The following is a 25,741-nucleotide window of genomic DNA, read 5'->3' on the forward strand; positions in this document are numbered from 1 at the left end:
CCGGATTGCCCTCGACCTTCCAGCCCGCCTTGGCCACCCAGCCGAGATGGGTTTCCAGGATCTGTCCGATGTTCATACGACGCGGCACACCATGGGTGTTCAAAATAATGTCCACCGGCGTGCCGTCGGGCATGAACGGCATGTCCTCCTTGGGGAGGATCTTGCCGATGACGCCCTTGTTGCCGTGCCGACCGGCGAGCTTGTCACCATCCTGGATCTTGCGCTTCTGCGCCACATACACACGCACCAACTCGTTGACGCCCGGCGGCAGATCGTCGTCGTCCTCACGGGAGAACACGCGGATACCGATGACCTTGCCCGACTCACCGTGGGGCACCTTCAGGGAGGTGTCGCGCACCTCGCGCGCCTTCTCACCGAAGATCGCGCGCAACAACCGCTCCTCCGGCGTCAGCTCGGTCTCACCCTTCGGAGTGACCTTGCCGACCAGGATGTCACCGTCACGGACCTCCGCACCGATACGCACGATGCCCCGCTCATCGAGGTCGGCGAGGACCTCGTCGGACACGTTCGGGATATCCCGGGTGATCTCCTCGGCACCGAGCTTCGTATCGCGAGCATCGATCTCGTGCTCCTCGATATGGATCGAGGTCAGCACATCCTCCTCCACGAGACGCTGCGACAGAATGATCGCGTCCTCGTAGTTGTGACCCTCCCACGGCATCACCGCGACGAGCAGGTTCTTACCGAGGGCCATCTCACCGTTGTCGGTGGACGGACCATCGGCCAACACCTGACCGACCTCGACCCGCTGCCCCTCATCCACGATCGGACGCTGGTTGGCACAGGTGCCCTGATTGGAACGCGAGAACTTACGCATCCGATAAGACTTACGAGTACCATCATCGTGCATCACAGTGATGTAGTCAGCCGAAACCTCCTCCACCACACCAGCTTTCTCGTTCACCACCATATCGCCCGCATCCACCGCCGCACGCAGCTCCATACCCGTACCGACCAACGGCGACTCCGCGCGGATCAGCGGCACCGCCTGCTTCTGCATATTCGCACCCATCAGGGCACGGTTGGCATCATCGTGCTCCAGGAACGGGATCATGGCCGTCGCCGCCGACACCATCTGGCGCGGCGACACATCCATGTAGTCCACCCGGACGGGGTCGACCAGCTCTACCTCGGATCCCTTGCGGCGCACCGGGATTCGCGATGCGATGAAACGCCCTGCGGTATCGAGTGACTCGTTCGCCTGCGCCACGACATGCCGGTCTTCCTCGTCGGCGGTCAGGTAGACGACCTCGTCGGTCACCTTGCCATCGACCACTTTTCGGTACGGCGTCTCGATGAAGCCGAACGGATTCACCCGCGCGTACACCGACAGGTAGCCGATCAGGCCGATGTTCGGGCCCTCGGGCGTCTCGATCGGGCACATCCGGCCGTAGTGGCTGTAATGCACGTCGCGAACGTCGAGCCCGGCGCGTTCGCGGGTCAGGCCGCCCGGCCCCAGCGCCGACAGGCGGCGCTTCTGGGTCAGGCTGGCGAGCGGATTGCGCTGGTCCAGGAACACCGACATCTGCGACGTGCCGAAGAACTCCTTGATCCCGGCGACGACGGGACGAATATTCATCAGCGACTGCGGCGTGATGGCCTCGGCATCCTGGGTCGTCATCCGTTCGCGGACCACGCGCTCCATGCGCGACAGCCCCACCCGGAACTGGTTCTGGATCAGCTCGCCGACACTGCGCAGCCGGCGATTGCCGAAGTGGTCGATGTCGTCGACCTCGACCGGCACCTCGACTCCGCCCGGCGCGGTCATCACCCGATCACCCGCGTGCAGGTGCAGCAGGTACTCGATGATCGTGACGAGATCCTCCTCGGTGAGGACCCGCGAACCGCCGCTGTGGATGCCCAGCTTCTTGTCGACCTTGTAGCGCCCGACCTTGGCCAGGTCATAACGCTTCTCCTTGAAGAACAGGTTCTCCAGCAGGGTCTGCGCCGACTCCTTCGTCGGCGGCTCGCCCGGACGCAACTTGCGATGGATATCGAGCAGCGCCTCGTCGGTGTTGGCGGTGTTGTCCTTCTCCAGCGACGTCAGCATGATCTCGGAGAAGCCGAAGCGCTCGGCGATCCGCTCGCTGGTCCAGCCGAGCGCCTTGAGCAGCACCGTCACGGGCTGGCGGCGCTTGCGGTCGATGCGCACACCCACGGTGTCGCGCTTGTCGATATCGAACTCCAGCCACGCGCCCCGGCTCGGGATCACCCGGACGCTGTGCAGCACCTTCTCCGTGCCCTTGTCGACCGACTCGTCGAAATACACACCCGGCGAACGCACGAGTTGCGAGACCACCACGCGCTCCGTGCCGTTGATGACGAAGGTGCCCACTTCGGTCATCATCGGGAAATCGCCCATGAAGACCGTCTGAGACTTGATCTCACCGGTGTTGTTGTTGATGAACTCCGCGGTCACGAACAACGGCGCCGCGTAGGTCATGTCCTTGTCCCGGCACTCCTCGATGGAGGCCTTGACCTCCTCGAAGCGCGGGTCGGACAGCGACAGCGACATGGTCCCGGCGAAGTCCTCGATCGGGCTGATCTCCTCGAGCACCTCCGCCAACCCGCCCGCGGGCGCGCCGATCAACCACTCGAAGGACTCGGTTTGGATATCCAGCAGGCCCGGAACATCCAGGGGCTCGCGGAGTGTGGCGAACGAGACCCGCCGCGGCGCGCCAGGAACCCCGGTATCGGCGGAAAATTCGGCATTGGTCCGATTCGAGATTGCCAAGATGCGTCCTTCCAGGCTGTATCGATATTGCGCACCGCGGCGGGCGCCGCCCGAACCTCGACTCGACAGCAACGGGTAGAAAACGGTGCACGGACAGCACCGCTTTCTACGGTCGATACATTTCGAGAGTCGGACAGCGCACACCCCGGCGCGAAGAATCAAATTACACCCGGAATCGACTGATGTCGAGGGCACAAAGAAAAATAGACACTCGAATCTTCGGTGCCTTCCCCTTTAATAATGGCATCCGAATATGCCGTCCGTCAACCCAATTGGCTTTCGGCCCGCACCCGCGGCGGCGAACGGCGTGGACAGCCGGTAGAGAACCACGGTGCGCGGAGTCTCCGTCGTTGCGCGGGGTGCCAGGCGATGGCGACCTCGATCGCGGGAGATCCGGCCGACTTCGCCTGGGGCATAGTGCAATCATGTCGCTGGTATCGCAGTTCGAACTCCAGGCCCGGGCCTGCGCCAAGCTGGGCTCCCCGCTGTATTCCACGCTGCTGACCGCAGTAGCGCGAGACATCGAGGACGGCGGGCCGTGTACCGGGGCACTCGCCGACTACACGGACGCGCCGCTCGTCGACGCCGTTCCGCTGCGGTTCATGGGAGCCGTGCACGCGCTGGTCCTGACGGGCGAGGCACCGGAACTGTCGGCCTACTACCCGAGCGCCACGCCGACGGCTCGCTCCGAATCCGGTGTCCGGGAGGCGTTTCGGGAGGTCGTCGCGTCTCATCCCGAATGGATTCGGGACTGGCTGACCCGGCCGCCCCAGACCAATGAGGTGGGCCGTGCCGTACCGCTGCTGGCCGGGCTGCTGGCGGCCGTCGACGCGATCCCGCTGCCGGTGCGGCTGCTCGAGCTGGGCAGCAGCGCGGGGCTGAATCTGCGTGCCGATAAATACCACTGGTACACAGACGATTTCGACTGGGGGCCGGCGGATTCCCCGGTCTCGCTGGGCAACGCATGGACCGGCCCGGTACCCGACTGGCTGACCGCCGCCGCACGACGCCATCGGCGGCTCACCGTCGTCGAGCGCCGCGGCTGCGACCCGTCGCCCCTGGACCCGCTCTCGCCGCGCGGCGCGCTGGCGCTGCGGTCGTACGTGTGGCCGGATCAGCGCGAGCGCGCCGCACGCTTGGACGGCGCCCTTCGCGTCGCCGCGCAGGTGCCCGCGACGGTGGCCGCCGTCGGCGCCGCCGAATTCCTGGCGACGGTCGAACCGGCGCCGGGCACCCTCACCGTCGTATGGCATTCGGTGATGCGCCAATATGTTCCGCGGGATCAGTGGGTACTGGTGGAGGCCGAATTGGACCGGCTCGCCGCGGCGAGCGGCCCCGAGGCCGGATTCGCCCACATCGCGTTCGAGCCGGTGGCGCGGAGCGGCAGCGGATTCCCGCTCACCGTTCGGATCGGTGCCGGTCCGGCCGTGCGGCTGGCGCGCGCGAATCCGCACGGCATCCCGGCGTACGCCGATAACGCATAGTCGTTGCGGCGCAACGATTCTCGCGACCGCAACGGATTCACGCCCGCTCGTGCAGCAACAGCAGCGAATACGCGGCGAGCGTGCCGGAATCGGTGATCTCGCCCGTGCGGATCATCTGCTCCAGCGCCGCGCGGTCGAACCAGTCCGACCGCATGTCCTGCTCCTCCGGCTCGCGCTCGGGTTCGCCGGGTGTCAGCTCGGTCGCGAGATAGACGCGCCCGCGCTGGCGCAGCGTGGCGGGCGCGGCGTCGACCGGGCCCAGATAGGTCAGCCGCCCCGCCCGCAGTCCGGTCTCCTCGCGCAGCTCACGGTGGGCCAGGTCGACCGGTTCGCCGACCGCGCGGTCGGGCAGCGTGCCCGCGGGGAACTCCCAACACCGGTGTCCCAGTGGATATCTGAATTGCTCGACGAGGTGGAAGCGGTCGCCGTCCAGCGGCACGACCAGGACGAAATCGGGCCGGTCCACGAACCCGTAGATGCCGGTGGAGCCGTCGGAGCGGCGAATGGTGTCCTCGTGCACCTCCATCCAGCGATTGCTGTAGACAGTCTGCGATCCGAGCGTCTCCATACCCGGATTGTGCCGCAGCCGCGCGCCTGCTAGCCCGCGGACGACAGGAACTTGACCGTCGGCGGCGTGGCATACCCCATCCGGCGCAGGAACCACCGGGTCAGCGTCAGCCCCCGGCCCTCCGGCGGGACCCCGCCCATCGTGTCCATGATGCGGTTGATGGTGTGGAACGCCACGCTGATCCGCACCGCCTCCTGCAGCGCCGCATCGGTCACCCCGGCGACGCGCACCCGCTCCACATCGGCCGGTTTCACATCGTCGGGAGCGTCGGCCAGCTTCGCCAGAAAGTCCAGTACCACAACGATTTCGATGCGCTGCCCGGAGTCGGCGGGCCGCTCCAGCGCGCGGATCACCAGATCCGGCGTCTGGTAGCTCTCGGCGACGGTCTGGTGACAGGTGCGGCAGAAGTCGCACTGGTTGCGGGCGGAGGTGTAGGCGGCGAACAGTTCGCGCTCGCCGACGCTCCACGCCGACGGGCCGCGCATCAGGTCCTGCAGCAGGTCGCCGAAGGGGGTGCTGAAGTAGCGGTGCCGGTAGAACAGCACCTTGATCACGTCGGGGACCTCGGTACGGCCGAGTACGCGCATGGCGCGCAGCGTCCACCGCCCCGGAAGGTCGTGCCCGTGGTCGACGACGTCGAGTCTCATGTCCGGTCCTCCATCGCTCGCAGGGCCGCCCGCAGCCGGTGGTCGGCCGCACCGGCCGCGGCGACCACCGTGGTCTCGAACACCTCGTCCTGGGATCGCCCCGCCGTCAGCGCGGCTACCTGTTCGTCGGTGACGCGGTAGGCGTGGCGGGCCACGGTGTCGACGAACGGCGCCAGATCCTCCGGCAATGTCGACACATCCCCCTCGGACGCGGCTTCGAATATCGAGCGCCGGAGATCGGCCGGTAGGGCGGCGGGGGCCGTTCGGAGGTGCTCGACGAAGGTGTCCCAGCGGTCTGCTCTCGATCCCATCCGCCCATGATGCCTGATCTTCGTGGAGCGCGAACTGTATTACAGCAGAACGTTTTTCGCTCGAACAGTCAACTACCCTGGCCGACGATTCCGATAACACCGTAATAGCGCAGGCCGTCGGCCGCGGCCGCCGGGAGCATGTCGGACCGGATCCGTAGACTCGCGGCCGTGACGGGAGTAGAGGATGTGGCGCGGACCCGAGCGGCGTACGACGAGGTGGCCGAGCTGTACGCCGAGATCAGCGCGGGGGTCATGGCGGCCCAGCCGCTGGATCGCGCCATGTTCGGCGTCTTCGCCGAGTTGGCGCACGGGCGCGGCGCCGTCGCCGATATCGGCTGCGGGCCGGGGCGGGTCACCATTCACCTGCACGACCTGGGCCTGGATGTCTTCGGCCTGGATCTGTCGCCGGAGATGATCCGACTGGCCCGGGCCGCGCATCCGAACCTGCGATTCGAGATCGGATCGATGGAGCGGCTCGATCTGCCCGATGCCTCGCTCGGCGCGATCGTGGCCTGGTACAGCATGATTCACACGCCACCGGAACGGGTGCCGGGCATCGTCGCCGAATTCGGCCGGGTGCTGACCGCGGGGGCTCCGCTGCTGCTGGGCTTCCAGGCCGCCGACGACGAGTTCCACGACATCCAGCCGTACGACCACAAGGTGGCGCCGGTATACCGCTGGTCGCTGCGCCGGATGGCGGAGGTGCTGGGCGAGGGCGGTTTCGAGACCGTGGCGCAACTGCGCCGCGCGCCCGATCCGGACGAGCGGTGCCCGCACGCGTACCTGCTGGCGAGGAAGTCGGCGACACCGGCCCGTTGAGCGGCCCGGCGGGCCGGATTTCGTGATATCCAGGCCAGATGCAGCCGACACGCGCGTCCTACGACGTCGTCATCGTCGGCGGCGGCCACAACGGACTGGTGGCGGCCGCCTACCTGGCCCGGGCCGGGCGCTCGGTGCTGGTACTGGAGCGCCGCGACCACACCGGCGGCGCGGCGGTGTCCGAGCGCGTCTTCGCGGGCGTGGACGCGCGGCTGTCGCGGTATTCGTATCTGGTGAGCCTGCTGCCCCGGGCGATCGTGCGGGATCTGGACCTGCGATTCGAGACGCGGCGCCGCCGGATCTCGTCGTACACGCCGGTCGGCGAGACCGGCCTGCTGATCGACTCGGCCGATGAATACCGCACGCGCGCAAGCTTTCTCCGTGTGACCGGCGGCGAGGCCGACCACCGGGCGTGGGAGAAGTTCTACGGGATGACCGGCCGCCTCGCCGAGCGGATCTTCCCCACGCTGACCGATCCGCTGCCCACGCGCGCCGAATTGCAGCGCCTGGTCGACGATTCCGCCGCCTGGGAGGCGATCTTCGAACGCCCGCTGGGCGAGACGATCGAGGCGCGCTTCGCCAACGATACGGTGCGCGGAGTCGTGTTCACCGACGCGCTGATCGGCACCTTCACCCACGCCCACGATCCGGCGCTGCGCCAGAACCGCTGCTTCCTGTACCACGTGATCGGCGGCGGCACGGGCGACTGGGATGTGCCGATCGGCGGCATGGGCGCGCTGACCGACGCGCTGGCGTCGGCCGCCCGCGCCGCCGGAGCCGAACTGCTCACCGGCCGCGCGGTCACCGCCGTCGAAACCGACGGCGGCACAGCCGAAGTCCGCTATCCGGGCGGTGCCGTGGGCGCGCGGCACGTGCTGGTGAACGCCGCGCCGGAGGAGATGTCACGGCTGCTCGGCACGGATGCGCCGGAGCGCGCCGAGGGCGCCCAACTCAAGATCAATATGCTGCTGCGCAGGCTGCCCCGACTGCGGGATTCGGTCGATCCCGGCGACGCGTTCGCGGGCACCTTCCACGTCGCCGAGGGCTACGCGCAGCTCGAGCGGGCCTACCGCGAGGCCGCGGCCGGAAGCTTCCCGACCGTCCCGCCGTCGGAGATCTACTGCCACACCCTCACCGATCCCTCGATCCTCGGCGCAGAGCTGTCCGAGCGCGGCGCGCACACCCTCACCCTGTTCGGGTTACACACTCCGGCAAGGCTTTTCACCACCGATCCCGATACCGCCAAAACCGAGATCGTCGACTCGACACTGGCACAGCTGGATTCGGTGCTCGCCGAACCGATCCGCGACTGCCTGGCGGTCGATGGCGACGGCCGCCCCTGCCTCGAGGCCAAGAGCCCGGTGGACCTCGAACGGGAGCTGGGTCTGCCCGGCGGGCACATCTTCCACCGCGATCTCGCATTCCCGTTCCGCGCGGACGACGACGCCGACGACGCCGCCGCCCGCTGGGGCGTGGGCACCGCACACCGCAATGTGTTCCGCTGCGGCGCCGGGGCGGTGCGCGGTGGTGGCGTGAGCGGCATCGGCGGACACAACGCGGCCATGGCGGTCCTACAGACGCGCTGACCTCAGCGCAGCACGGCGCGAATGACCAAGGTGCGCAACGGCAGATCGAACTCTCCGGCCCGCGTCTCCGGCTGCCCGCGCAGATACTCCGTGATACGGCCGAGAACCGCGGCCCGCTCCTGCGGCGATACTACGAGGACATGCGAGTGGGTGCCGATCGTCTCCGCGAGACTCTCGGCGGTGCGCCGGTGGGCGTGTGGAAAATAGGACCGCTCGAACGGCCGGAACAGCGGATGCGACGGCTCCGGATCCTGGGCGCGACGCTGGAACGACACCTCCGACCGGGACAGCCGGTCCAGCTCCGCCACCCACTCGACCGACGAGTCGTGCATGTTCCAGAAGGCCGCCAGCACCCCGCCGGGCCGCAGCACCCGCGCGAACTCCGGGAAGGCCCGCGGCAGATCGAACCAGTGGAAGGCCTGCCCGGCCACCAGCGCGTGTACCGAATTGTCCGGCAGCGGAATACTTTCCGCGCTCCCGTCCAGAACGGCGACGCCGGGGTGACGCCGCGTGAACTCGGCCCGCATGGCCGCGTCCGGTTCCACCGCCGTTACCCGCGCACCGGTGTCCACGAGGCCCGCGGTGAGCTTTCCGGTGCCCGCGCCGAGATCGACGACCTCGGGCGCGGCGATGTGGCCGAGCGGTTCCAGTGCCCACCGGATCCCCGCCGGTGGATAGTCGGGGCGGTGGGTGGCGTAGGCAGCGGCCTCCGCGCCGAACGAACTCGCTCGCCGCGCGTGCAATTCGGCCTCGTCCGTCCGCGATTCACCGGTCTCGCCCATCCGGTCCATGCTATCCGCCGGGCGGTCAGTCGAAACTCGGCCGCACCCCGGAGCAGCAGCGCATCGGCCTCGTGGTAACCAATCGGTGAACCGCCATCCTCCCCTCTTCGTCGATCGCGACGGGGGTGTCACCGGACGGCGGGCAGTCCTGACCCGGGTTCGGACAGCCACAGCAGCCAGTGCGGCACGATGAGCGCGGCGAATTCCTCGTACCCGTCGGCGCTGGGGTGGTAGCCGTCTTCGGCGGCGACCTCCCGCATCCAGGTCCCGCTCTGCCGCAGCGGCTGATGCACCCGCACGTACGAAACGCCTTCGGCATCACAGACATCGGAGAATTCCGCATCCAATTTCTCGGTGCGGCTGTTGTGTTCGTCGTCGTCGACCGGTGGCGGCGCGACCATCAGTGTCGGCCAGCCGAGTTCGCGGGTACGACGCAGCATCGCGGCCAGGTTCGCCACCGACCGGTCCGTCGCAACCCAGGCCCGGCCGTCCTCGGACATGGTGTCGTTGACCCCGAAGGAGAACACCACGCGGCCGTCGACGCCGACCGGTAACCGCAACGCGCACTCCCGCTCCCAGCGCTCCGCGATCTCGGCGGAGGTCTGGCCGCGGACACCGAGGTTGTAGTAGGTCAGCGGTTGCCCGGCCCCGGCCGCCCGCGCCGCGAGACGACCCGCCCAGCCCAGGCACTGCCGATCCCCCAATCCGGCAACCAGCGAATCCCCCACGAAGCAGATACGGACGTCACGAACCACAGAGTGATCGTTGCACGCTCAACGCTCATTGTCGGGACAAAGGCCGGAATCCACCCACAACGTGCACGCAATAGGATCACGGTGAATTGTCCGGGAGGGAGTACGCATGGCAACGGAGGCGCCGCTACCGCGGTGGTTCACCGATCTACTGGCGCACCGCCGCTGGATCCGCCGGGCTCGGCCGTTTCCGCACGTGTACGTCCGCGACGTGTTCGTGGCGGCGTTCTATCGGCGGCTGGCCGAGGAATTCGAGCGCGTGCATCGGGAGCAGGGTCGGTTCACGCCGGTCGCCGAGGGCTACAGCGCGACCGGGGTGAGCCTGGCCGCGGTGCGCGACGGTCCGATGGAGGTGTTCCTGTCGCGCGCCTGGCACGACCTGATCGAGCGCGTCGCGGGGGTGCGCGCCAGCGGAGACGTGGAGGGGTCGCTGCATCATCACGAACCGGACAGTCCGCGGGGCTGGCCGCACCACGACCTGACCCCGGCCTGGTTTCCCGCGGCGCCGCCGGAACCCGGCGAGGTCGGACTGCCCGACGCCACCATCGATCTGCGCACCGGCGAGCGGCCCGCGGGGACGGGCGCGCGCGAGCTGGTGCGGGCGGTCGCGGTGCTGTTCTATCTGAACAACGAGGAGTGGCGGACGGGCGACGGCGGGGAGACCGCGTTGTTCGCGCATGCGGGCGGCTCCGACGTCGGCGCGCCGGGGTCGACGGTATCGGTTCCGCCGCTGAACAATTCGATGGTGGTATTCGAGTGCACGCCGCGGTCGTGGCACACCTTCGTCGGCGCCAACGCCGCCGCCCGCAACTGCGTGGTGATGTGGCTGCACCGGCCCAAGAGCGAGGCGGCGCGCCGCTGGGGAGGAGATCGCATTGCCGACTGGTGACGACCGCCGCGTCTGCCTGCTGACCGGAGCGGGCGGCACGCTGGGCGACGCTTTCTGCCGCGCCTTCTACACCCGCTACGACATCCTCGCGGTGTGCCGCACCCGGGTGCCCGCGGCCCCGTCGCAAGACGAGTGGTTCATCGATCCGCTGGAGCCGTCGACGCCGCTGCCGGAGAACGCCTCGCGCATCCACGTGGTGCGTGCCGACCTGACCCGCGAGGGTGAGGTGGAGCGGGTGGTCGACCTGGCGCTGGCGAAGTTCGGGACCGTGGATCTGCTGGTGAACAATGCCGCGCACGCCCGCTGGCAGCCACACGGCATCGTCGACGGCGACGCCGCGCTGGACGAGTTCAAACCGCACTTCGCGACGAATGTCGGTGTGCCGCTGCGCCTGGCGGCTCGGCTCGCGCAGCGGTGCTGGCTGCACGACGATATCGAGAATCGCCGCCGCAATCGCAATATCGTGAACGTGTCGAGCATCTCCGGCTCCGAGGTCTATCCGGGCGGGCAGGCGATGTATTCGGCCTCGAAGGCCGCGCTGAACCAGCTCACCCGGCACCTGGCCGCCGAGTTCGCCGAATTCGGCGTGCGCGCGAATGCCATCGCCCCCAACACCTTTCCCGCACTGGTGTCCACCGAGCAGGTGGCCGCGTCCATCGCGGAACTCGACGCGGGCACGATGACCGGCGGCATCTACAGCGTGGGCGTGCCCGAGGGGTCGCCCTCCGGTAACGGGGCCGCGGGCGGCGGAACGGTCGCCGGGGCGTCGGCACCACTCGGTCCCGCAGCGCAGGGCGGGCCGCTGCCGACGGATAGCAGGGCCATGACCGCAACCGCGGCACCCCCGACCGGCGGCGGGCGGCATGCCCGGCCCGAGCCGCCGGTGTGAGCCCGCGCGGCCATGACGATCGGCGCTCCCGCGATCGGGACCGTCGCGATTCGGCGGCGGCCGACGACGCCCGGGCCGGGCAGTTGCGGCACGATAACCGGCCGCAATCGGCACCGGCGCGCTGGCAGCGGCGTGTTGTCACCGGTCGCCTCGCGGCACTGCTGCATACTCACACGCGAGCCGACCCCGGGACCGACGCCGCTCCCTCGATCCGAAAGATCCGATACGACATGCGAGTCGACGGGCGGGAAATTCCCGTCTCCGGCAGCCTGCTGCAGCCACGGATCCGGCGCACCAGCGATATCCTCCGCGTGGTGCTGTCGGCTCTGCTGGTGGCGCTCGTCGTCGCCGGATCGCTGATCACCCGGTCGCGGTGGGAGGCGCTGGAGCGCTCCGTCTCCGATATCGTCGGCATCCTCACGCCGGACCAGTCGAACCTCGTCTATCTGTGCTACGGCGTCGCCATCGTGGCGCTGCCCTTCGCGATCCTGGTCCGGCTGATCTTCCGATGGCAGTGGACGCTGCTGTTCGGCTACCTGACGGCCGGTCTGATCGCGGTGGTGCTGCTGTCGATCACCGGCACCGGGCTCTCGGCGCCGCAATGGCATCTGGCCGTGCCCAAGCAGCTGAACACCTTCCTGTCTCAATTCCTCGACGACCCGCGCTGGATCGCGATGCTCACCGCCATGCTGACCGTGGCCAGCCCGTGGCTGCCCGCGTCGTGGCGACGCTGGTGGTGGGCGCTGCTGCTGGCATTCGTGCCGCTGCATCTGTTCGTGAGCCTGGTGGTGCCGTCGCGGGCGATGTTCGGCCTGGCCGTCGGCTGGTGCGTCGGCGCGGTGATCGTGCTGCTGGTCGGCACGCCCGCGCTCGAGGTGCCGCTCGACGCCGCCGTGCGGGTGCTGGCCAAACGCGGCTACACGGTCACCGGATTCACGGTGCTGCGCCCCGCCGGACCCGGACCACTGCTGCTGTCGGCGGAGACCGGGCCCGCACACCGACTGACCGTGGAGCTGTACGGCCAGAACCAACGCAGCTGGGGCATGCTGCGGCAGCTGCGCCGCTGGGCGACCTTCCGCAGCAGCGAGCGGGCCCCGGCCTTCGCCTCGCTGCGCCGCGCGGTCGAGCATCGCGCACTGCTGGGCATCGCGATCGGGGACGTGGGCCTGGCCAGCAACAAGCCGCTGACCGTCGCCGCGCTGGAGCGCGGGTGGACGCTGTACGCGCACACGGTGCCGCGCGGCACGGCGCTGTTGGCGTCGGACGGCGAGGCCGTGCTCACCAATGTGTGGCACGCCCTGCAGAACATGCACCGCGCGCAGATCTCGCACGGCGACCTGCGGGCAGAGGAGATCCGCGTGGTCGAGGGGCGAGTGCTGTTCGGCGGCTTCATGTCCGCCGAGTTCGGCGCCAACGAGCCGCGATTCTCCTCCGACAGGGCGCAGCTGCTGCTGTCGACGAGCGCGCTGTTCGGGGTGGAACCGGTGGTGCGCACCGCGATTCACGTCTGCGGCGAGCAGGCGGTGCTCAATGCCTCACGGCGGCTGACGAAGTCGGCGCTGCCCGCGCCCGTGCGCAAGTCCGTGCCCGATCCGGGCGCTCTGATGAAGAAGGTGCGGGCGGAGGTCCAGCAGCAGACCGGCGAGGACCGCATCGAGGCCGCGCGCATCACCCGGTACTCGCGCGGCCAGATCATCCAGTTGGTCCTGCTCATAGGCCTGGTCTATGTCGCGTATCCCTACATCAGCCAGGTGCCGACCTTCGTCACCGAACTGCGCACAGCCAACTGGTGGTGGGCGCTGCTCGGGCTCGCGGTGTCGATGGGCACCTATCTCGGCGCGGCCATGGCGCTGTGGGGCTGCACGTCGGAGTCGGTGAACTTCCCAAAACTGCTGCTCGCCCAGGTGGCCAACACCTTCGCCGCCACCACCACGCCCGCCGGAGTCGGCGGTCTCGCGCTGAACGTGCGGTTCCTGCAGCAGAACGGCCTGGGCACGGTGCGGGCCACCGCGGCCGTGGCGCTGCAACAGTCGATGCAGGTGATCACGCACGTGGTGCTGCTGCTGTTCTTCAGTGTGGCGGCGGGGGTTTCGGCGAACCTGGCGCATTTCGTCCCGGACGCGACGGTGCTGTATCTGGTGGCGGGCGCGCTGCTCGGCCTGCTCGGCGCGACCATGTTCGTCCCGACGGTGCGGCGCTGGCTGCGCACCGAGGTCCGCCCCCAGCTGACCGAGGTGGTGCACGAACTGCGCGATCTCGCGCACAGCCCGTCGCGGCTGGCGATGATCGTGGGCGGCTGTGCCGCAATCACTCTCGGCATGGCCGGGGCGCTGTGGGCCAGCATCGAGGCGTTCGGCGGCAGTGCCACGTTCGTCACCGTCACGGTGGTCACCATGATCGGCGGCACGCTGGCCTCGGCCGCGCCGACTCCCGGCGGCGTCGGCGCGGTGGAGGCCGCGCTCATCGGTGGCCTCGCCGCGTTCGGGGTGCCCGCCTCGATCGGGGTTCCGGCGGTACTGCTCTACCGGGTGTTGACCTGCTGGCTGCCGGTTTTCTGCGGGTGGCCGATCATGCGATGGCTCACTTCGAACAAATTGGTCTGAACTCCGCTGTGCCACAACCCTTCTCAGGGTTGTGGCTCGTTACACGCCCAGCTCTTCGATCGCCTCCTCCGCCGACAGGCGGCCCGCGGTGGTCAGGTCGAGGTTCGCCAGCGACGCCTCGTGCGCCTCCGGGGCGGCGGCGGCCACGCAGTCCGCGATCGGGTGCACGGTGAAACCGAGGTCGGTGCCGTGCCGGGCCGTCTGCTCCACGGTGAGATTCGTTGCGACACCAGTGATCAGCAGCGTGTCGACGCCGCGGGCGGCCAGCCAGTCCGGCAGCGCGCTACCGGACAGGCCGGACAGCTTCTGATTGTCGAACACCGTGCCCTGCGCCGCCTGCTCGGCCATCGCCGCGATGATCGGCGAACCCTTCGCGTCCGGGCGGAACTCGGTCTGCGCGGAGGCCACCGACCGCATGAATCCGGTGTTGCGCACCAGGCCGCCCTCGCCGAGGGGGATGGTGAAGCGGGTGAAGATCAGCGGCAGTCCCGCCTCCCGCGCCGCGGCGTGGAAGGCGGTCGCGCGTTCGACCACTCCGCTCGCCGCAACCGGTTCGGCGAGCATGGGCCCGAAGAATCCCTCGGGCTCGATGACATTCACCTGCCAGTGCAGGGCGAGGACGGCGGTACGAGTTCGATCGAGTGGCATGAAACCCATACTGCCGCAGGCAATACGACTCGGCTACACCTTGCGCAGGATGCCGGTGAGGGCTCCGTCCGGTGCACCGACGCGGTAGGCGAGCGATCCGTCGGTGTGGAGCTGAATCGTCGATTCGGCGGCGCCATCGCACCCCGCGCCGTTGGTCGACCGGGCCGCCAGGGTCAGCTCGGTCTCGGTGCCCCGGACCACGCGTTCGGCCCGCTCACAGCGAGCGCCGGAGGCCTTGTCGGTGTACGACGCGGTGACGGCCTCCTCGGAATTGTCACCCCGGATCGTGACGACGACGTCGAAGCTGCCGCGGCTGTTGTCGGCCAACCCCTGCCATTCGCCCTGGAAGGCCGGTGCGATCGACGCCGCCGCATCGTCGCGCTCCGGGCTGCGCAGATACGCCACGACCGCCCACGCCACCAGCAGGATGGCGATGGGCGCGACGATCGCGAAGCGCAGTCGATTCCTGCGGCGAATCGCCTGCTGCTCGGGCGTCTCCCAGTGTTCGCGGCCCATAATGCCGAGTGTATGCCGATCGGGGTCGCCGGATACCCCATGTCCACAGCCCTTGACGCTTTTTCGAATCGCATTGCGGGACATTCGATTCCACCGTCCGGTACGCGGCGACCCGGTGTTTCGTCGGCGATATGCCCCTGTGTGGCCTGCGGGTTCGATCCGGTTCACCCCTAGTTTGTTGCCGCCGGAGAGCCACGCTGTCACGCTGATCGATGTGTCTACGCCGGAGCGGACCACCCGGGCGGGGTTCATCGAAATCACCCCGGCCTACCGACTTCTCGACATCGTGCACGATACGGCGCTCGCCCGTGCCGAGCGGCGGCTGCAGCGCGAGTTCACGATCCTGTTCGACGCCAATACGATTCACCGTTTCCTGCACGACTCCTACGCCCAGCTCGAGGAGCGGGCCGCGGTGCAGCTCTATCTGCCGCTGCTGGCCGAGCGGTTCGCCCGGCAGCAACTGCACGCCCGCGCCAAGGTGGAGGGCCGCATAGACCACGCCGTGCCCGTTGTGCTGTTCCTGTGCACGTTCAACGCCGGGCGCTCGCAGATGGCGCTGGGTTTCTTCGAACACTACGCCCAGGGCCGGGCGCTGGCCTGGTCCGGCGGGTCGGAGCCGAGCGGTGCGCTCAACGCCGCGGCGGTCGCGGCCATGGCCGAGGTGGGCATCGACATCTCCCACGAGTTCCCCAAGACCTGGACCGACGAGATCATCTTGGCCGCCGACGTCATCGTCACCATGGGGTGCGGCGACGAATGCCCGCTGCTGCCCGAGATCCGGCAGGAGGACTGGATCGTGGACGACCCCGCCGGGCTGCCGGTGGCCGAGGTGCGGCCGATCCGCGACGATATCCACCGGCGCGTGCGGGACCTGCTGGCCGATCTCGACCTCCCCGCGCCGGTACGGCGCTGATCACGACACACGATTCGCGCCGCGAGCCGTTAGATGACATGCTGCCACCACTTGTGGGAGCGTCGGCGCGACGGCGTGTACGCCGATGACCCTGGTATTTCGAAAACACCTTGTGAGAAAGGATTTCAGATGCGCGGAACGGTTGTCACGGCGGTATTCCTGGGCGTGGTCGGAGGTTGTCTGGCGGCGGCCGGACCGGCGAGCGCGGTGAGCGAGCCGGAGACCTGCGCGGCCGTCAAGACCGCGGTCAATGATTTCAGCGCCAAACACGATGCGGCCCACGGCTCCGATCCCGCCGCCATGGCGGGCTCGTCCGCACTGTGGTCCGAACTCGGCGCAAACCTCGACGGCGTCGCGGCGACGGCCGACGAGGGCAAGGTGAAGACCGCGCTCAGCGGCGCGGTCGCACAGGTGAACCGCGCGGCCGCCGCCCCGGACGGAGACCGCCAGGCGCTGCTCGACGGCCCGGAGTTCCGCAACTCCATGGCCGCGGTCGACACCGCCTGTGGGTTCTGATTATCCCGAATAGTCCTTGCGCAGCTGGACTTTCACGACCTTGCCGCTGGCGTTGCGCGGCAGCTCCGGGACGATCACCAGATCCTTGGGGTGCTTGTAGCGGGCCAGGTTCTCGTTGAGGAAGGGCGCGAGGTCCTCCAGCGTGAGGGTGTCGTCCGGATTCAGCAGGGCGACGACGGCGACCGGGACCTCGCCCCACTTCTCGTGGGCGCGGCCGATGACCGCGGCCTCGTGGATCTTCGGATGCGCGAACAGCACGTTCTCCACCTCGGCGCAGTAGATGTTCTCACCGCCGGAGATGATCATGTCCTTCTTGCGGTCCACCACGTAGACGAAGCCCTCCTCGTCGGTGCGGACCAGATCGCCGGAATGGAACCAGCCCCCCGCGAACGCCTCCGCGGTGGCCTCCGGCTTGTTCCAGTAGCCTTGCATGAGAGTCGGTCCGCGATAGACGATTTCGCCGATCTCGCCGGGCGCGACATCGTTCATCTCGTCGTCGACGATGCGGGCCTGAATGGTCGGGATGGGCTTGCCCACCGAACCGAGCTTGCGCAGCGCGTCGCGGCCCTCCAGCACGCAGGTGATCGGCGACATCTCGGTCTGGCCGAACACCGCGACATTCTGCGCGTCGGGGAAGCAGTCGGCCATCGCCTGCAGCACCGTGTTCGAGGCGGGCGCGGCGCCCCAGCTGAGCATCTCCAGCGCCAGCTTGCGCTGCTTGACCGTCGGCTCCTCGCAGATCAGCTGCCACTGCGCCGGGACGCAGAACGCCGTGGTGGCCTGCTCGGCCTCGACAGCATCGAGGAATTCCTTGGCGTCGAACGCGCCCAGCGGATGCAGCACGGTCTTGCAACCGAGCTGGAAAGCCGGTGCGAGACTGCCCAATCCGGCGATGTGGAACAGCGGGGAGGTGCAGAAGCCGACCGACTCGGGGGTGGTGTTCATGGCGCGGATACAGGTGAGCGCCTGCGCGGTCATGTTGGCGTGCGACAGGATCGCGCCCTTGGGGCTGCCGGTGGTGCCCGAGGTGTACATGATCAGACAGGGCGTGTCCTCCGGAATGTCCAGCGGCACATGCGGTTCGCCCTCCTCCGCGAGCGCATCGTCGTAGCCGGTCACACCGTCGGCACTCTGCCCGCCGATCGAGATGCAGGTCTCGAGGGCCGGGGACTGCGCCATGACACCGGTCGCCAGGGGCTGCAGCACGGCGTCGGTGACGACGGCCTTCGCGCCCGAGTCGGCGACGATGTAGGCCACCTCGGGCGGGGTCAGCCGGAAGTTCACCGGCACCGCGATCGCGCCGAGCGCGTTGATGCCGAAGACCGCCTCCAGGTACTCCGGGTGGTTCAACGCGAGGATGAGCACCCGATCACCGAACCCGACCCCTCGACGGGCGAGCGCGTCCGCGAACTTCAGCGAGCGCTCGTGCAGTTGCTTCCAGGTGGTATCCCGGCCCCGGAACCGGATCGCGACGGCGTCCGGCCGCATGAGCGCGTGCGCCGCAATCTGGTTGTTCCAGTGGTTGCGGCGCGACCGGATCGGCTCGTCGAGCGACTGGGTACCGGTGGTCATGCTGTAGTCCTCTCAGGCCTTCGGCTGAACATCTGCGAGAATAGCAACTAACTTTTCATCGTGACAAGGGTTACAGAGAAGAATCAGCACATCGCTTCTCATTCCGTCAGTTTCCAGTTCAAAGCTGGTATTTAGACCGCTTGAAGCCTCTTCTGAGGATGTCCGATTCCGGCCAGTCGTCGATAAGGTGGCAAACTGCGGCTTACATCGAGGTTGTCCCGGGCGTCGCGCCCGTGCGACTATCGACCGCGACCGCGGGTACCGCCGTCGAACACCGCAGGAGGACTACCGATGTTGCGCACCAGGTTCACCGAGGAATTCGGCATCGAACATCCGATCGTGCAGGGCGGCATGATGTGGGTCGGCCGGGCCGAGCTCGTCGCGGCCGTCGCCAACGCCGGTGGCCTCGGATTCATCACCGCGCTCACCCAGCCCACCCCCGAGGATCTGCGCAACGAGATCGCCCGCACCCGCGAACTCACCGACAAGCCGTTCGGCGTGAACGTGACGATCCTGCCCTCGATCAACCCGCCGCCGTACGAGGAGTACGTCAAGGTGATCATCGAGTCGGGCGTGAAGATCGTCGAGACAGCGGGCAGCAACCCGGAGCCCTTCCTGCCGTACTACAAGGAAGCCGGGATCAAGGTGCTGCACAAGTGCACCAGCGTCCGGCACGCGCTCAAGGCGCAGAAGATCGGCGTCGACGGCGTCTCCATCGACGGCTTCGAGTGCGCCGGGCATCCGGGCGAGGACGATGTTCCCGGCCTGATCCTGATCCCCGCCGCGGCCAAGGCGCTGCGGATCCCGATCGTCGCCTCCGGCGGTATCGCCGACGCCCGCGGCCTGGTCGCCGCGCTGGCACTGGGCGCCGACGGCGTCAACATGGGGACCCGCTTCCTGTGCACCCAGGAGTCGGCGGTGCACCAGAAGGTCAAGGAGCAGATCGTCGCCCACACCGAGCGCGACACCCAGCTCATCTTCCGCACCATGCGCAACACCGCCCGCGTGGCCGACAATGAGATCAGCCGCAAGGTCGTCGAGATCGAGGCCGCCGGGGGCACGTTCGAGGACGTCCGCGACCTGGTCGCGGGCGCCCGCGGCCGCCGGGTCTTCGAGGAGGGCGACCTCGACGCGGGCATCTGGTCCGCCGGTCAGGTCCAGGGCCTGATCGACGACATCCCCACCTGCGACGAACTGATCTCCCGCATGGTGTCCGAGGCGGAGGCCCTGATCAACTCCCGCCTGGGCTCGTTCGTCGCCTGAGCCCACGAGCCGGTTTGCGCTGACAGCCTGTGCATTATTGCCGAGAGGTAGCCATCGGCGATGCCACCACCCGGGACCGCAGCACCGCCCACGCCAGAGCCGCGGCCAGAGCAAGCAGCACGATGCTCGAACCGTACTTCGCCGCCGCGGAGACACCCGCCGGGATAGGGGTGAGGAAGCCCATGATGGTTTGACCGATGACGCCTCCCGCGGCGAAGACCCCGATCTCGTAGTCGGTCCATACCCGTGTTCGGGCCAGCCACCCGATCACGCCGGACACGGCGAGCAGCAGTGCCAGCATGGCGGCAAAACCAAGCCAGGTCGGCGGTACGAGAGCGAGAATGATCGTGGCGAGCAACGCGATCGACAACACGATCCAGGGCGAGACCCTCTGGGCGGCAGCCCGATACCGGCCTGGGCGGCCCAACGGGGTGAACGCGAGCGCGACGAGGATCGCGACAACCGCCCCGACACCCGCGATCTGCCCGAGGTTCGGCGTATAGCCAAAGATGCGCCGGCCGTCGAAATGCACCATGATCGCCGCGATCAACCACAGCGCCGAGAGCACACCGAGTCCGACGCGACCGACCAGTGGTCGACCACGCTGGCCAGGAGCCAAGACAGCCAGCAGTGCCAGCGGCGCACCGATGCTCATCGACACGTGCAGGGCCACATACATCACGGCGTTGTACATGCTGATTCCGAGCGGCTCGACGAGGGTGGGCAGCCGCAACTCGTCCCAGAAGGCGACCTCGCCGTGGTGTTCGCCGAACAACGACAGGTCCACTATTCCCGGCATTGCTACGCCGAACGCGGCAGCCAGCAGTAACGTCGCGCCCCAGCCCCTGCGGGTACGCACGACGATCTCCCGGATGAGCAACGCGGCACCGCCGTACAACGGCCCGAGGAACAGCAGCCCGGCCAACATCCGGATCGCGTCGCCGGTGAAGGACACGTAGGCGTACAGGTACTCGGCGCATACCGGCGCACCGAAGAACACACCCAATAACGGCCACACGCGGTTCCGCAACGGAAGCAAGGACCTCACCCCCCAACCTGACTCGCTAGCGAGGATATTCTTTAACTGTCTGATCAGTCAATGATAGCCTCCGGAACTGTTCGCAGTCCCTCTGCCGCTCTCAGGGGCCGGGATTTGCTTGCCGGTCAGCTCGACTGGCCGAAGGCACCGGGCTCATAGGAGCCGCCCTGTTGGCGGGCGATTACGCCGAGGCGGTTGGCGGCGTTGATCTGGGCCACCAGGGCCACCAGGGCCGCGGTTTGATCTTCGTCGTAGTGTTTGCGCACTTCGGCCCAGGTTTCGTCCGATACGCCGCCGTGCCCGTCGGCTATGCGGGTGCCCTCCTCGCCCAGGGCGAGGGCGGCCCGCTCGGCCTCGGTGAACACGGTGGACTCGCGCCAGGCGGCGACCAGGTTGACGCGTACCGCGGGTTCCCCGGCGTGCGCGAGGTCCTTGCTGTGCGCGTCGGTGCAGTAACCGCAGCCGTTGATCTGGCTGACACGCAGCATCACCAGATCCTGGGTGACCTTCGGCAGCGACGACTGCATGATCGCCAGGCTGGCATTGCCGAAACGCTTGGCGAACTTGGCGCCGATTTCGTTGTCCATCAGGTTGATACGGGGTTCCATCGCTTCGTCCTTGCTCGTTGCTGTCGATCCGAACGAACAAGAGATGCCGGTGACCCGGGCCTTGTGACAGCCAGCCTGCTGTGACGCCCGCCACATCACGCCCGTGCGAGCACCGCGTTGTAATCGTGGCTCGCGATCACTTCGACGCCCGACGGCAGCGCGTGCAGGCGCTGGATGGTTTCGAACGTCTGGTCGCGGTCGTCGTCGAAGAGCTCGCCGGGCATGGGTGCCTTCTCGCGAATCATCGTGATCTGCAGGGTGTTCCAGATCGCATCGCCCGCCAGCAGGACCCGGGTGCCGTCGTCCACCGCGAGCAGCACGCCGAGGCTGCCGGGCGTGTGGCCGGGCATGTCGACCAGAAGCACCGCACCGTCGCCGAACAGATCATGGCTGCGGGTGAAGGTGAGCACGGGCGGGCCGTCGAACTCGACGGCGCCGATGCGGCGGCCGCGCAGGGGCGCGCGCACCACGCCGTAGGGCGCGATTTCGCCGTTCATCGCCCATTCGTATTCGATTCGGGGAACCCGTAATTCGACAGATTCGGGTAGCTCCAGCAGGCCCGAGACATGGTCCCAGTGCAGATGTGTGGCCAGGGTGAAATCGATATCGTCGCCGGACAGATCCCGGCCCGCCAGCGCGTCCGCCAGGCCCAGCACCGGCTTCTCGGGCGAGACCAGCAGGCCGACCGGGAACGGCATGCCCGGCAGCACTCGCTTGTGCACGCCCGCGCAGAGCGCCGGATCCACCAGGAAACGAGCCTGCGGATGCTCGATCAGGAAGGCGCCCATCGCCAGCGGAAGCGATCGCAGGCTGCGCGTGCCCTCGGCGACGACGGCAGCCGGAGCCGACATGCGAGCCTGGGCCAAGGCGGTCAGCGCGACGGTCGTGCGAGCCGCGGGCAGCGGGGCCACCTCCAGGCCCGCGAGAAACAGCGGGTCGGGTCGGCGCGGGCGGAGCAGGCGGCGCGGTGTGGCGACCAGCGCGGCGCAGCAGTCGGTCAGCGCGTTCATGGCCCCGCGGCGCCCGGCGCTCAGATCCAGCGCGGTCGGTTCACTCACGGCGTCACCTCACCGCGGCTCGCCGTGCACGAGACACACCGTGTTGACGGTTCATTCCTCACGACGCCACGGTAGGCGATAGCCGACGCCACCCGGAAGCCTCTTCTGTGCCGGGCAAGTTCTCGGCATAATCGCCGGGGGACACCGGAGCGCCGGTGATCTCCGCCGAACGCGGGGAGGGAGCACCGACATGGGGCACCGCACGCCCGCACACCCTGCCGGGCCCGCGGCGGCGGGCCGGGAGTCGTCGGATCCACCGGGCGGCGTCTTGTTCCTGTTCTCCGGGCAGGGCGGCGAGCATGCCCGGATGGGCCGGGCGCTGGCGGCGCGGTATCCGGTGTTCGCGCAGGCGCTGGAGGCGGCGACCGATGCGGTGACCCGCGCCGGGGGACGCCGGGTATGGACTCCCCGGCACGGATTCGCCAAGAGCCTCGAGACCCCCGACGTCGCCCAGCCGGCACTGTTCGCCTACCAGCTGGCATTGTCGAAGCTGTTGCATATCTGGGGGCTTCGCGCGGATGCGGTAGCCGGTCACGGTGGAGGCGAGATCGCCGCCGCCGTGGTGAGCGAGGCGCTGACGCTGTCCGACGGCGCGCGGGTCGCGGTGGCGCACGGCAGGGCGCGGCGGCAGGCGGACGATCCGGGCGCGGCGGCCGTGCTGACGGCGACTCCGGGGGAGGTGCGGCGCCTGATAGAACCGATGCGCGGGTCGGTCGCCGTCGCGGCGGTGGACGGTCCGCGCTCGGTGGTGGTGTGCGGGGTGCCGCGCTATGTGGAGACGCTGATACGCCGCGCCCGGCGACGGGGGTTGGCGGCTCGCCGCATCGCCGCCGGTTCCGCCCTGCGACGCTCGAGGCGGAATACGGTGCCGGACTTCGCAATCGAAGTCGACGGCCTGGCTCCCACCGTTCCGCGCCTGCCGGTCTACTCGACCACCCGCCGCGCGAAGGTGATCACCACCGCCGAACTGACGGTCGACTACTGGTCCGAGAACGTCTGCGGGCCGGTGGATCTCGCGGCGGCCCTGGAAGCCGCGGCGGCCGACGGGCTCTCGACCGTGGTGGAGCTGTCCCCGCATCCGGTCCTGGCCGCCTCGGTACGCGAATACACGAACTTCCGTGACTCGACGTACCCCATGGCGGACCGAGACGGCGAGGCCGAGGCATTTCTCGGCGCCGTGGCCAGGATGTACGCCGAGGGGCGGGTCCGGCGCGCCGACGCGGACATCGCCGCGTCGACCACGCGAGAACGCACGGATAACGGCGCTGGCGATCACGAGTTCGCGGCCGGGTGTTCGACTCTCGCTACGAATCCGGCCGAACCCGACGCGGGAACCGACGACGCGACATTCGAAATACTCCGCGGCGCGGCCGTTTACGACCCCACCGTGGCGACGGCCGCCGAATGGGCGCGGTCGATACTGAGCGAAGAGTGCTGGTTCCGCATCGAAGATCCGGAACATGCGGCGGCACAGGAGAATCCACGGATCCACCGCGCGCTGGTCGTCGGCGACTCCGCCCTGGCCACCGCGCTGGAACGGCGCCTCGATCGACAGCTCCCGACACTACGCGTGGCGCGTGATCCGGCGGATGCGGGCCCGATCGTCTCCTCGATGATGGCCGATCACGCGAGCCCGACGGCGGTCACGCTGGTATGGCCCGACGCGGATCGGCCCGATTCGCCTCTGACGGGCGTCGCGGGAGTCCTCGATCTGCTGCAGCGAGTCGACGACAACGCCGCGACAGCGACGGCGACGGTGGTGCTGCGGGATCGCGCCTCCCTTACCCAGAACGCGATCGCCGGGCTGACCCGATCGCTGCAACTGGAGTCCGGCCGACCGATTCGGCTGGTCTGGACCACCGGCGACGATCCGATACCCCTCGGTGGCCTGATCCTGAATCCCGCTGGGCCGGAAGAGGTGCTGATCGACGGGCGCGCGCTCCATACCCGCCGCTTCCAGCCCGCGCCTACCTCGCCCGCCCCCGTCGGCATCCGACCCCGGGGCACGTACGTGGTGACGGGCGGACTCGGCACGCTCGGCGCGGTGGCCGTCCGCTGGCTGCTCGACGCCGGGGCCCGGGATGTCGTTGTGCTCACCCGAACCCCACGCCCGTTGCCGCGGCTGCACGAGGGCTTCAGCGACCGCATCGTCGTGGTCCGCTGCGATGTCACCGACCGCGCCGATCTCGCCAACGCGCTGTTCGACATTCGCGCCTGCGGTTCGACGATTCGCGGGGTGGTGCACGCGGCGGGCATTCGACACCATGCCGAATTCCGTTCTGTCACACCGCGATTGCTTGCGGCGTCCTTCGAGTCGGGCATCGGCGCGGCCGCGAATCTGCTCGACCTCACCGGCAGCGACCCGATCGACTTCGTGCTGCTCTCCTCCTCGGCGAGCGGCACCCTCGGCGCACCCGGACGGGCCGCCGAGGCCGCCGCCCATGCCGCGCTGGATACGCTGGCGCACAACCGAATCGATGAGCGCGTCAGCAGCATCGGCTGGGGCGACTGGGTATCCGGCCCGGCAGCGGCCCGCGACGACGCCCCGCTCCGCCGCGCCGGAAGCACACCGTTCGACGTCGCGCGCGGCACCGCCGTGCTGTCGGTCGTCCTGGGCCACCGGGCGCCGTCGATATTGGCCGTCGACTACGCACCCACCGACGACGCCTCGCCGATGTCCGCTCGTCTTCGCGGCGTACTGCCGGGGCGAGCCACCCCGCCGCCGGTGGCGCCGACGGCTCTCGGGCTCACCACGGCCCTGACCGACGGCCTGCACCGCGGTCTCTCCCGGCCCTCCACTCGGGCGCAGTAGCAACTGGTTTCAGAATGTCCGCGCACGATGCTGACAGCAGATTCACCGAGGTGGCGACGTAACCGACTGCGGGTCGACTCAATTACCCCGAAAGCCTTCCCTTGATAGCAAATGTCGGGTTATTGTCGACTCGCAGCGCGTCAAGCCGGTTTCGCACCCACCGACAAACGCCTTATCCGGCCAAGCGCGCCCATGACCCCATCTGCCCCGAGCGGGCGAGGCATCGCTGCGCGCTGCACCCAAATTTCATCCCGTACCGTCGCGAGGACGCCGACGGTCAATCCGGAGTGCGGCCGAGTAGCCGGTCCGTTTCGCGCCGTTCGCGTTTGGTGGGGCGGCCGGTGCCGCGATCGCGGCGGGGCATGGAGGCGACGATTTCAGGGGCAGGCGGGGGCGGAGACTTATCGATCAGGCATTGGACGGCGATAGCCGCGCCTACCCGTTTGAGAATGATTCGCTCCACGACGACTATGCGCTCGACTCCGTTGACACGGACGCGAACCTCGTCGCCGGGCTTGATCTGATGTGCGGGTTTGACCGCGACGCCGTTGACGCGGACATGCCCACCCCGACAGGCGGCAGCGGCCGCCGAGCGGGTCTTGAACAAACGCACGGCCCACACCCAGGAATCGACCCGGGCCGTACCGGGCTGTGACCGTTGCTGATCCGTCTCTCCGCGCATACGTGCGAATAGGTTACGCGCGCGCCGAG

23 protein-coding genes are annotated in these 25,741 nt (G+C 68.6%); 10 read left to right on the forward strand and 13 right to left on the reverse strand.

The genetic code is table 11. From position 1 onward, the window contains the following. A partial coding sequence (gene rpoB / locus ACYVLQ_RS09435; RefSeq protein ID WP_460697427.1) for a DNA-directed RNA polymerase subunit beta occupies positions 1-2,770 on the reverse strand: 2,770 nt, incomplete at its 3' end. Positions 2,771-3,180: 410 nt separating this feature from the next. Here rpoB and ACYVLQ_RS09440 point away from each other — a divergent pair. Beyond that, on the forward strand, positions 3,181-4,239 hold the full coding sequence (locus tag ACYVLQ_RS09440) for a DUF2332 domain-containing protein (protein WP_460697017.1): 1,059 nt from the start codon (positions 3,181-3,183) through the stop codon (positions 4,237-4,239). 37 nt (positions 4,240-4,276) lie between these two features. Here the strand turns inward: ACYVLQ_RS09440 and ACYVLQ_RS09445 are convergent, their stop codons facing one another. From ACYVLQ_RS09445 to ACYVLQ_RS09455, 3 genes are read right to left on the reverse strand one after another with little or no spacing between them, the layout of a single operon-like run. After that, positions 4,277-4,807 carry an NUDIX domain-containing protein gene (locus ACYVLQ_RS09445; protein WP_460697018.1) on the reverse strand — a complete coding sequence of 177 codons (531 nt, stop codon included), beginning with the start codon at positions 4,805-4,807 and terminating at the stop codon, positions 4,277-4,279. A gap of 29 nt (positions 4,808-4,836) precedes the next feature. Beyond that, a complete protein-coding gene (locus tag ACYVLQ_RS09450) occupies positions 4,837-5,454 on the reverse strand; it encodes a carboxymuconolactone decarboxylase family protein (RefSeq protein WP_460697019.1) in 618 nt (205 codons plus the stop codon). Next, positions 5,451-5,765 (reverse strand): hypothetical protein, encoded by a 315-nt coding sequence (locus ACYVLQ_RS09455; protein WP_460697020.1) that lies wholly within the window; start codon positions 5,763-5,765, stop codon positions 5,451-5,453. The genes ACYVLQ_RS09450 and ACYVLQ_RS09455 overlap by 4 nt, the downstream gene beginning before the upstream one ends. A 168-nt stretch (positions 5,766-5,933) precedes the next feature. Here ACYVLQ_RS09455 and ACYVLQ_RS09460 point away from each other — a divergent pair, with 168 nt between their 5' ends. Both ACYVLQ_RS09460 and ACYVLQ_RS09465 read left to right on the forward strand, forming a co-directional pair. Further along, complete coding sequence (locus tag ACYVLQ_RS09460; RefSeq protein WP_460697021.1) at positions 5,934-6,584, forward strand: class I SAM-dependent methyltransferase; 651 nt, start codon at positions 5,934-5,936, stop codon at positions 6,582-6,584. Between the two features lie 38 nt (positions 6,585-6,622). Beyond that, positions 6,623-8,170, forward strand: coding sequence for a phytoene desaturase family protein (locus ACYVLQ_RS09465; protein WP_460697022.1), 1,548 nt, complete (start codon positions 6,623-6,625; stop codon positions 8,168-8,170). A 2-nt stretch (positions 8,171-8,172) separates the two neighbouring features. On the opposite strand, the gene ACYVLQ_RS09470 is transcribed toward ACYVLQ_RS09465, so the two are convergent. Together ACYVLQ_RS09470 and ACYVLQ_RS09475 are read right to left on the reverse strand one after the other, a co-directional pair. Beyond that, positions 8,173-8,952, reverse strand: a complete 780-nt coding sequence (locus ACYVLQ_RS09470; protein ID WP_460697023.1) for a class I SAM-dependent methyltransferase — start codon at positions 8,950-8,952, stop codon at positions 8,173-8,175. 128 nt (positions 8,953-9,080) lie between these two features. Then, a complete protein-coding gene (locus tag ACYVLQ_RS09475) occupies positions 9,081-9,707 on the reverse strand; it encodes a GDSL-type esterase/lipase family protein (protein ID WP_460697024.1) in 627 nt (208 codons plus the stop codon). Between the two features lie 106 nt (positions 9,708-9,813). Between ACYVLQ_RS09475 and ACYVLQ_RS09480 the strand changes: the two genes are divergently transcribed. The 3 genes from ACYVLQ_RS09480 (at position 9,814) to ACYVLQ_RS09490 (ending at position 14,085) form a co-directional block, all read left to right on the forward strand. Further along, positions 9,814-10,593, forward strand: coding sequence for a 2OG-Fe(II) oxygenase family protein (locus tag ACYVLQ_RS09480; protein ID WP_460697025.1), 780 nt, complete (start codon positions 9,814-9,816; stop codon positions 10,591-10,593). After that, a complete protein-coding gene (locus ACYVLQ_RS09485) occupies positions 10,580-11,482 on the forward strand; it encodes an SDR family oxidoreductase (RefSeq protein WP_460697026.1) in 903 nt (300 codons plus the stop codon). Before ACYVLQ_RS09480 ends, ACYVLQ_RS09485 begins: the two co-directional genes overlap by 14 nt. Before the next feature lie 230 nt (positions 11,483-11,712). Beyond that, entirely contained in the window at positions 11,713-14,085 is a 2,373-nt protein-coding gene (locus tag ACYVLQ_RS09490; RefSeq protein WP_460697027.1) for a lysylphosphatidylglycerol synthase transmembrane domain-containing protein, read from the forward strand. A 39-nt stretch (positions 14,086-14,124) separates the two neighbouring features. Here the strand turns inward: ACYVLQ_RS09490 and ACYVLQ_RS09495 are convergent, their stop codons facing one another. Then, complete coding sequence (locus tag ACYVLQ_RS09495; RefSeq protein WP_460697028.1) at positions 14,125-14,733, reverse strand: cysteine hydrolase family protein; 609 nt, start codon at positions 14,731-14,733, stop codon at positions 14,125-14,127. Between the two features lie 33 nt (positions 14,734-14,766). Further along, on the reverse strand, positions 14,767-15,249 hold the full coding sequence (locus tag ACYVLQ_RS09500; RefSeq protein ID WP_460697029.1) for a hypothetical protein: 483 nt from the start codon (positions 15,247-15,249) through the stop codon (positions 14,767-14,769). 250 nt (positions 15,250-15,499) lie between these two features. Here ACYVLQ_RS09500 and ACYVLQ_RS09505 point away from each other — a divergent pair, with 250 nt between their 5' ends. Both ACYVLQ_RS09505 and ACYVLQ_RS09510 read left to right on the forward strand, forming a co-directional pair. Next, positions 15,500-16,162 (forward strand): arsenate reductase/protein-tyrosine-phosphatase family protein, encoded by a 663-nt coding sequence (locus ACYVLQ_RS09505; RefSeq protein ID WP_460697428.1) that lies wholly within the window; start codon positions 15,500-15,502, stop codon positions 16,160-16,162. A gap of 129 nt (positions 16,163-16,291) precedes the next feature. Beyond that, positions 16,292-16,678: a hypothetical protein gene (locus ACYVLQ_RS09510; protein WP_460697030.1), complete on the forward strand. Its 387-nt coding sequence runs from the start codon at positions 16,292-16,294 to the stop codon at positions 16,676-16,678. On the opposite strand, the gene fadD5 is transcribed toward ACYVLQ_RS09510, so the two are convergent. Beyond that, a complete protein-coding gene (gene fadD5 / locus ACYVLQ_RS09515) occupies positions 16,679-18,250 on the reverse strand; it encodes a fatty-acid--CoA ligase FadD5 (protein ID WP_460697031.1) in 1,572 nt (523 codons plus the stop codon). It lies immediately after the preceding gene. A 291-nt stretch (positions 18,251-18,541) separates the two neighbouring features. Here fadD5 and ACYVLQ_RS09520 point away from each other — a divergent pair, with 291 nt between their 5' ends. Next, on the forward strand, positions 18,542-19,513 hold the full coding sequence (locus tag ACYVLQ_RS09520; protein WP_460697032.1) for an NAD(P)H-dependent flavin oxidoreductase: 972 nt from the start codon (positions 18,542-18,544) through the stop codon (positions 19,511-19,513). Positions 19,514-19,547: 34 nt separating this feature from the next. On the opposite strand, the gene ACYVLQ_RS09525 is transcribed toward ACYVLQ_RS09520, so the two are convergent. From ACYVLQ_RS09525 to ACYVLQ_RS09535, 3 genes are all read right to left on the reverse strand, one after another. After that, positions 19,548-20,561: a hypothetical protein gene (locus ACYVLQ_RS09525; protein ID WP_460697033.1), complete on the reverse strand. Its 1,014-nt coding sequence runs from the start codon at positions 20,559-20,561 to the stop codon at positions 19,548-19,550. Between the two features lie 116 nt (positions 20,562-20,677). Next, positions 20,678-21,160: a carboxymuconolactone decarboxylase family protein gene (locus ACYVLQ_RS09530; RefSeq protein ID WP_460697034.1), complete on the reverse strand. Its 483-nt coding sequence runs from the start codon at positions 21,158-21,160 to the stop codon at positions 20,678-20,680. 95 nt (positions 21,161-21,255) lie between these two features. Beyond that, the gene (locus ACYVLQ_RS09535) at positions 21,256-22,218 is read right to left on the reverse strand and encodes an MBL fold metallo-hydrolase (RefSeq protein WP_460697035.1); all 963 of its coding nucleotides are present in this window, start codon (positions 22,216-22,218) and stop codon (positions 21,256-21,258) included. Between the two features lie 190 nt (positions 22,219-22,408). Between ACYVLQ_RS09535 and ACYVLQ_RS09540 the strand changes: the two genes are divergently transcribed. After that, positions 22,409-25,030 carry an SDR family NAD(P)-dependent oxidoreductase gene (locus ACYVLQ_RS09540; RefSeq protein WP_460697036.1) on the forward strand — a complete coding sequence of 874 codons (2,622 nt, stop codon included), beginning with the start codon at positions 22,409-22,411 and terminating at the stop codon, positions 25,028-25,030. A gap of 277 nt (positions 25,031-25,307) precedes the next feature. Here ACYVLQ_RS09540 and ACYVLQ_RS09545 read toward each other — a convergent pair whose 3' ends face one another. Then, complete coding sequence (locus ACYVLQ_RS09545; protein ID WP_460697037.1) at positions 25,308-25,712, reverse strand: RNA-binding S4 domain-containing protein; 405 nt, start codon at positions 25,710-25,712, stop codon at positions 25,308-25,310. Positions 25,713-25,741: the final 29 nt, after the last annotated feature.

It is taken from the genome of Nocardia thraciensis (assembly GCF_054782435.1).

Bases quoted from the DNA above. Each gene is read 5' to 3' on its own strand.
- ACYVLQ_RS09500 (WP_460697029.1), bottom strand. From the start codon at position 15,249: ATGGGCCGCGAACACTGGGAGACGCCCGAGCAGCAGGCGATTCGCCGC.
- ACYVLQ_RS09545 (WP_460697037.1), bottom strand. From the start codon at position 25,712: ATGCGCGGAGAGACGGATCAGCAACGGTCACAGCCCGGTACGGCCCGG.
- ACYVLQ_RS09440 (WP_460697017.1), top strand. From the start codon at position 3,181: ATGTCGCTGGTATCGCAGTTCGAACTCCAGGCCCGGGCCTGCGCCAAG.
- ACYVLQ_RS09520 (WP_460697032.1), top strand. From the start codon at position 18,542: ATGTTGCGCACCAGGTTCACCGAGGAATTCGGCATCGAACATCCGATC.
- ACYVLQ_RS09510 (WP_460697030.1), top strand. From the start codon at position 16,292: ATGCGCGGAACGGTTGTCACGGCGGTATTCCTGGGCGTGGTCGGAGGT.
- ACYVLQ_RS09480 (WP_460697025.1), top strand. From the start codon at position 9,814: ATGGCAACGGAGGCGCCGCTACCGCGGTGGTTCACCGATCTACTGGCG.
- ACYVLQ_RS09450 (WP_460697019.1), bottom strand. From the start codon at position 5,454: ATGAGACTCGACGTCGTCGACCACGGGCACGACCTTCCGGGGCGGTGG.
- ACYVLQ_RS09490 (WP_460697027.1), top strand. From the start codon at position 11,713: ATGCGAGTCGACGGGCGGGAAATTCCCGTCTCCGGCAGCCTGCTGCAG.
- ACYVLQ_RS09445 (WP_460697018.1), bottom strand. From the start codon at position 4,807: ATGGAGACGCTCGGATCGCAGACTGTCTACAGCAATCGCTGGATGGAG.
- ACYVLQ_RS09540 (WP_460697036.1), top strand. From the start codon at position 22,409: ATGGGGCACCGCACGCCCGCACACCCTGCCGGGCCCGCGGCGGCGGGC.
- fadD5 (WP_460697031.1), bottom strand. From the start codon at position 18,250: ATGACCACCGGTACCCAGTCGCTCGACGAGCCGATCCGGTCGCGCCGC.
- ACYVLQ_RS09530 (WP_460697034.1), bottom strand. From the start codon at position 21,160: ATGGAACCCCGTATCAACCTGATGGACAACGAAATCGGCGCCAAGTTC.
- ACYVLQ_RS09465 (WP_460697022.1), top strand. From the start codon at position 6,623: ATGCAGCCGACACGCGCGTCCTACGACGTCGTCATCGTCGGCGGCGGC.
- ACYVLQ_RS09455 (WP_460697020.1), bottom strand. From the start codon at position 5,765: ATGGGATCGAGAGCAGACCGCTGGGACACCTTCGTCGAGCACCTCCGA.
- ACYVLQ_RS09470 (WP_460697023.1), bottom strand. From the start codon at position 8,952: ATGGGCGAGACCGGTGAATCGCGGACGGACGAGGCCGAATTGCACGCG.
- ACYVLQ_RS09495 (WP_460697028.1), bottom strand. From the start codon at position 14,733: ATGCCACTCGATCGAACTCGTACCGCCGTCCTCGCCCTGCACTGGCAG.